The sequence below is a fragment of the Embleya sp. NPDC059213 genome (genome assembly GCF_042754445.1).
In the GTDB taxonomy this organism is placed as follows: Bacteria; Actinomycetota; Actinomycetes; order Streptomycetales; family Streptomycetaceae; genus Embleya.
The window spans coordinates 1-7,342 of record NZ_JBHZAV010000305.1 but is presented as its reverse complement, the minus strand read 5'-3'; the positions used below and the strand labels follow the sequence as shown (position 1 = coordinate 7,342).

The following is a 7,342-nucleotide window of genomic DNA, read 5'->3' as shown; positions in this document are numbered from 1 at the left end:
ACGCGGAGTACTGGTACAGCAACCTGCGCGAGACCGTGCGGTTCGAGGAGACGGTGCGGCTGCTGCTCGCGCAGGGCTTCGACACCTTCGTCGAGACCAGCGCACACCCGGTGCTCACCACCCCGATGGAGGGCACGGTCGAGTCGGCCGAGGCCGAAGCGGTCGTCCTGGGCACGCTGCGTCGGGGCGAGGGTGACCTGGTTCGCTTCACCGCCGCGGTGGCGCAGGCGTACGTCGACGGCGTCGCCGTGGACTGGTCCCCGCTGCTGGGCGGGCAGCTTCCCGGCCGCGGCACGGTGACCGTCGAGCTGCCGACCTACGCCTTCCGCCGCCGGCGGTACTGGCTGGAACGTATCGAGTCCACCGGCGACGCGCGTGGTCTCGGCCAGGCGCAGGCGGACCATCCGTTGCTCGGCGCCGCGGTGCGACTCGGTGGCGGGCATGGGGTCGTGCTGACCGGCCGGCTGTCGTTGTCCTCGCACGCCTGGCTCGGGGATCACCTGGTCGCCGGCACGGCCCTGCTGCCCGGCGCGGCCTTCGTCGAACTGGTGGTCCGGGCAGGCGACGAGGTCGGCTGCGGTCGGATCGACGAACTCGCCCTGGAAGCGCCGTTGGTGATCCCGGAGCGCGAAGCGGTGCAGATCCAGGTCGTGGTCGGCGCGGCCGAGCACGACGGAACCCGGCCGGTGAGCGTGTTCTCGCGCGGCGCGGCCGAATCGGCGGGGCCGGAGTGGATCCGACATGCCGTCGGCGCACTGTCCGAACGCGGATCGGCGTCCGATGCGTCCGACACCTCCTTCGCCTCCGGCACCTGGCCGCCCAGCGGCGCGGAGCCGGTGCGGCTCGACGACTTCTACGCCGACCTTGTGCCGAAGGGCTATGCGTACGGACCCGTCTTCCAGGGCCTGCGGGCCGCCTGGCGGGTGGGGGAGGACGTGTACGCCGAGGTGGCGCTGCCCGAGGAGCCGGCGCAGAGTGCGGCCCGCTTCGGGCTGCACCCGGCGCTGCTCGACGCGGCACTGCATGCCGCGCTTCCCCGGGGCGACGACGGTACGGCGGACCGGGTGCGACTGCCGTTCGTCTTCAAGGGGCTGACCCTCTTCGCGGGCGCCGCCTCCCGGTTGCGGGTACGGCTGTCACCCGTCGGCTCGGATGCCGTCCGGGTGACGCTGGCCGATCCGAAGGGCGGCCCGGTGGCCGCGATCGAGGCGCTGACCCTGCGCCCGATCGCCGCCGAGTCGCTCGCGGCGGCACGACCGGTCGCGACGGACGACCTGTGCCGCGTCGAGTGGATGCCGGGATCGGCCGGCGCCGCCTTCGCCGGTGGCATCGCGGTGCTCGACGCCGACACCCCCGACCTGTCGGCGCTGGTCGCGGGCGGCGTACCCGAGGTGGTCGTACTGCCCTGCCTGGTGGCGTCGGAGCCGGGTGACGACCACGCCGCCGCGGCCCATCGGGCGGCGGCCGGGGCGTTGTCGGTGGTGCGCGAGTGGCTGGGTGACGCACGGTTCGCCGAGTCGCGACTGCTCGTGGTGACCCGGGGCGCGGTGGGTGTCGCCGCCGGCCCGCAGCCGTCCGCGCTGCCCGGCCTCGCGGCCTCGCCGGTGTGGGGCCTGGTGCGGTCGGCGGCCACGGAGCATCCCGATCGTTTCGTATTGGTGGACGTCGACCCGGTCGACGGCGAGGACGACTGGCAGGCCCTCCTGCCGGACGCACTGGCCCACGGCGAACGGGAGATGGCGATCCGCGGCGGCGCCGTGTTGGTGCCGCGACTGGTTCGGCACGCCGTCGACTCGCCCGTGTCGGCGTCCGGATCCACCTCCGCGTCCGGGTCCGGGTCCGCTTCTGCCTCTGCCTCTGCGTCCGGCGAAGCGAAGACCTCCCTCGATGCGGGCACGGTCCTGATCACCGGTGGTACCGGCCTGTTGGGCGGATTGATCTCCCGGCGCCTGGTCTCCCGGCACGGGGTGCGCAGCCTGGTGTTGCTCAGTCGTCGTGGCGAACAGGCCCCCGGAGTGCACGAGTTGGTGGCGGAGCTGGCGACGCTGGGTGCGTCGGTGGTGGTGGAGGCGGGTGACGCGGCCGATCGGGAGGCGTTGCGTGGCGTGTTGGGCCGGATCCGGGGCCCGTTGACCGGAGTGGTGCACGCCGCCGGGCTCCTGGACGACGGCCTGGTCGAGGCGTTGACCGACGAGCGGTTGCACGCCGTGTTGCGGTCCAAGGTGGACGGTGCGGTCAACCTGCACGAGGCGACGCGCGATCTCGACCTCGCCGCCTTCGTGCTCTTCTCCTCGGTCTCGGGGATCCTGGGCGGCCCGGGCCAGGCGAACTACGCGGCGGCGAACACGTATCTCGACGCCCTCGCGCACGCCCGCCGGGCCGACGGGCTCCCCGCCACCTCGATGGCCTGGGGCCTGTGGGCCGAGGCCGGCGGGATGACGGGCGCGATGAGTGGCGCCGACCGACAGCGGATGAGCCGGCTCGGCGTCGGGCCGCTCGCCACCGAACAAGGTCTCCGCCTGTTCGACGCCGCCCTCGGCAGCGACGAGGCCCTGCTGGTCCCCGTCGCGCTGGACCTGCCCGCACTCCGCGCCCGCGCCGGGAACGGCACGTCGGCGGGAATGTTGCGCGGTTTCGCCCCCGCGCCGGCCCGCCCCACCGCCGACGGCGCGGCCGAGGCCCCGGCGGGATCCGCGCTCGCACTACGGCTCGGCGCGTTGCCGGACGCCGAGCGGGAACGGGCCCTACAGGAGCTGGTTCGCGAACAGGTGGCGGCCGTACTCGGCCTGCCCACGGGCGCCGACGTCGACTTCGCCGGCACCTTCAAGTCCCTCGGCTTCGACTCGCTCACCGGACTCGACCTGCGCAATCGGCTGAATACCGCGACCGGTCTGCGGTTGTCGGCCACGCTGGTCTTCGACCACCCGACGCCGACCGCGCTGTTGCGCACCATCCGGCAGACCCTCTTCGGCGCTCGGGAGGCGCCCCCCGCCGCGGTGGTCGGTGCGGTCGTGGACGACGAACCGATCGCGATCGTCGGCATGGCCTGCCGCTATCCCGGTGGGGTGGAGTCGCCGGAGGACCTGTGGCGCCTGGTCGCCGAGGGTCGGGACGCGGTCTCGCCGTTCCCGACGAACCGGGGCTGGGACCTGGAGGGTCTGTACGACCCGGACCCCTCGGTCTCCGGGAAGAGCTATGCCCGCGAGGGCGGATTCCTGCACGAAGCGGGGGAGTTCGACGCCGGATTCTTCGAGGTCTCGCCGCGCGAGGCGTTGGCGATGGACCCGCAGCAGCGGCTTCTCCTGGAGACCTCCTGGCAGGTGCTGGAGCGGGCCGGAATCGATCCGACCACGCTGCGCGGCAGTCGGACGGGCGTGTTCGTCGGGGTGATGTACCACGACTACGCGTCGGGCATGCAGAAGGTGCCCGAAGGGGTGGACGGCTACCTGCTGATGGGCAACACCGGCAGCGCCGCCTCGGGCCGGCTGTCCTACACCTTCGGGTTCGAGGGACCCGCGGTGACCGTGGACACGGCCTGCTCGTCGTCGCTGGTGGCCCTGCACCTGGCCGTTCAGGCATTGCGTAGCGGCGAATGCTCGATGGCGCTGGCCGGCGGTGTCACGGTGATGTCGACGCCCGAGGTCTTCGTCGAGTTCAGCCGCCAGCGCGGGTTGTCGCCCGACGGGCGCTGCAAAGCCTTCTCCGCCGACGCGGACGGGACCGGCTGGTCCGAGGGCGTCGGCGTGTTGCTGGTGGAACGACTGTCGGACGCGCAGCGCAACGGCCATCACATCCTGGCCGTGGTGCGGGGCACCGCAGTGAACCAGGACGGTGCGAGCAACGGTCTGACCGCGCCGAACGGTCCCTCGCAGCAGCGGGTAATCCGCCAGGCGCTGGCGAGTTCCGGCCTGTCGGCCGCCGAGGTCGACGCGGTCGAGGCGCACGGGACGGGCACGACGCTGGGCGACCCGATCGAGGCGCAGGCGCTGATCGCGACCTACGGTCGGGATCGCGACGCGGAACGGCCCTTCTACCTCGGGTCGTTGAAGTCGAACATCGGTCACGCCCAGGCCGCGGCCGGTGTCGGCGGCGTGATCAAGATGGTGATGGCGATGCGCGAGGGCGTGTTGCCGCGGACCCTGCACAGCGCCGAGCCGTCCCCGCACGTGGATTGGTCGGCGGGCGCGGTCGAACTGCTCACCGAGGCGCGCACGTGGCCCGAGACGGGTCGTCCCCGCCGAGCGGGCGTCTCGTCGTTCGGCGCCAGCGGCACCAACGCGCATGTCGTGCTGGAACAGGGCCCCGAGCCGGTGTTCCCGGCGACCGAAGAGCCAACGCCGGCCGATGAACGCGTACTTACCTGGCTGCTGTCGGCGAAGTCCGACGACGCGCTCGAAGCCCAGGCCGTTGCCCTGTCCACGCACCTGCGGGACCACCCCGAACTCGATCTCGCCGCCGTTGCCTCGGCGCTCGCCGTCTCGCGCGCGGCCCTCGACGAGCGGGCCGCGGTGATCGGTTCCACCCGTGCCGACCTGTTGGCCGGCCTCGACGCGCTCGCGGCGGGTGAGGCCACGGCAGGTGTCGTACGCGGCTCGATCCTCGGAACGGGAGATCTCGCCTTCCTGTTCAGTGGGCAGGGGTGCCAGCGGGTCGGGATGGGGTCGGAGCTGTATGGGGCGTTTCCGGTGTTCGCGGAGGCGTTCGACGCCGCCGTGTTCGAGCTGGACCGGCAACTGACGGGTCATGTCGCGCATTCGGTGCGGGATGTGGTGTTCGGGGTGGCGGGTACCGAGGGTTTGTTGGACGAGACGGTGTTCACGCAGGCCGGGTTGTTCGCGGTGGAGGTGGCGCTGTTCCGGTTGGTCGAATCGTTCGGTGTGCGGCCGGGGTTCCTGCTCGGGCACTCGATCGGCGAACTGGCCGCGGCGCATGTGGCGGGGGTGTGGTCGCTGGAGGACGCGGCGGCGGTGGTGGCGGCGCGTGGGCGGTTGATGCAGGCGTTGCCGCGTGGTGGGGCGATGGTGGCGGTGCAGGCGTCCGAGGACGAGGTGCGGGCGGCGCTGGACGGGTCGGCTGGCGCGGTGGGTGTGGCGGCGGTGAACGGGCCGACGTCCGTGGTGCTTTCCGGCGACGAGGAACCGGTGTTGGCGGTGGCGGCCGTCTTCGCGGCGCGGGGGCGCAAGACGCGGCGTCTCACCGTCAGTCATGCGTTCCATTCGTTGCGGATGGACGGCATGCTCGCCGAGTTCCGCGACGTTCTGGCCGGCGTCTCCTTCGCCGAGCCGACGCTGCCGATCGTCTCCAACCTGACCGGACGGCACGCGAGCGCCGAGGAGTTGACCGACCCGGACTACTGGGTTCGGCAGGTCCGCGGTGCGGTGCGCTTCGCCGACGGCGTGGCACACCTGCGCGCGGCCGGCACCGGAACCTTCCTGGAACTGGGCCCCGATGCGGTACTGACCGCCATGGTCCACGACTGCGTCGCCGCGCCGACCGACCCGGAGGCGGGCGCCACCCGCGACATCGGCATTCGCTCCGCGCTGCGCCGAGGCCACGCGGAGATCGAGGCGCTGCTCGCCGCGGTCGCGTTCGCCCACGTACGCGGTTGCCCGACCGATCGGGCCGCGCTGCTCACCCCCGCCGCGCGCGGGCATGTCGACCTGCCCACCTACGCCTTCCGGCGCCGGCGCTACTGGCTCGACACGACCGCGAGTGGCCCCGCCGATGCCGCCGGGCTCGGGCTGATTCCGGCCGGACACCCGTTGCTGGCGGCCACCGTGCGGCTCGCCGGCGCCGATGCGGTCATGTTGACCGGCCGGATCTCGCTCCAGGCCCAGCCCTGGTTGGGCGATCACGCGGTCGCCGGAACGGTGTTGTTGCCCGGCACCGCCTTCGCGGAGCTGGTCATGCAGGCGGGCGATCGGGTCGGCTGCGGACGCGTCGACGAACTGACGCTCCGAGCACCGCTCGTGCTGTCCGCCCACGGTGCGTACGCCCTCCAGGTGCAGGTGGAACCGCCCGCTGCCGACGGGCGTCGGGCGGTGGGCGTGTACTCCCGGGACGAAGCGGTGGGCGAGGACGGCGAATGGACCTGCCACGCCGCGGGATTCCTGGCCGAGGACGCCGCCGAAGCGGTGTTCGACCTCGCCGCCTGGCCGCCGGTCGGGGCCCGGGCGATCGACATCGACGACTTCTACCCGCAGGCCGCCGAGGCCGGTTACGGCTACGGGCCCGCCTTCCAGGGGCTGCGTGCGCTGTACCGGGACCCGGACGGCACGCTGTTCGCCGAGGTCGAGGCGCCTGCCGAACACGCCGACGACGCGGGTCGGTTCGGCATCCATCCCGCTCTGCTCGACGCCGCGCTGCATGCGCTGATCGCGGATGATCCGGACCCGGCCGGCCCCGGTCGGGAGCAGGCGATGCGGCTGCCCTTCGAGTGGAACGGCCTGCGGCTGCACGCGGCCGGGGCGTCCGCGCTCCGGGTGCGCCTGGCCGCGGTCGACGGGGAGACCGACCGGATCGCGGTTTGGGCCGCCGACGGCACCGGGCGGCCGGTGTTCTCGGCCGAGTCGCTCGAACTGCGCTCCGCCGACCCGGCACGACTGGGTGCCGCCGCCACGTCGGCGGACTCCCTGTACCCGGTGGTGTGGACCCCGGTCGGCCGCCCGGCCGGGCCGGACACCGCCGAATCGCCCGAACTCCCGGGTTCCGGACCGGAACCGGACCCGACCGTCCTCGACTGCACATCCGTTCCGCCGGCCGCCGCGGACCTCGGGCGGGCCGCCGAAGCGGCTGCCGTCGACCTGCTCGCGGCCGTGCAGGCATGGCTGACCAAGCCGACGACCGACGAAGCGGGTGCGTCGCGCCGTGTGGTGGTGACGCGTGGCGCGGTGGCGGCGGCTCCCGGCGATTCGGTCACCGACCTCGTCCGTGCCCCCCTCTGGGGATTGATGCGATCGGCGCAGAGCGAGCACCCCGACCGGTTCCTGCTGGTCGATCTCGACCCGAACCACGACGCCGACACGGTGGACCCGGTCGAGGTGGCCCGCATCGCCCTGGCTGCGGGTGAGACCCAGGTCGCCGTACGCGCGGGCGCCGTGCTCGCACCGAGGCTGGCCCGGGCGGATCGTGGCGGGACGTTGGTACCGCCGTCCGGCCCCTGGCGGTTGGACGGCGTACCGCGCGGGACGCTGGAGGGCCTGGCGCTCGTGCCGGCGCCGGAGGCGCAGTTGCCGCTGTCGGCCGGCCGGGTGCGGATCGCGGTGCGGGCGGCGGGGCTCAATTTCCGGGACGTGTTGATCACGCTGGGGATGTATCCGGGTGCCGCGTCGATGGGTGGCGA

The 7,342-nt window shown here is 73.3% G+C and carries 1 protein-coding gene; it reads left to right on the top strand.

Going from position 1 to position 7,342, the window contains the following annotated elements:
- Positions 1 to 7,342, top strand: a 7,342-nt coding sequence (locus ACFXMF_RS45795; protein ID WP_380021229.1) for an SDR family NAD(P)-dependent oxidoreductase, incomplete at both ends; no start/stop codon positions are given.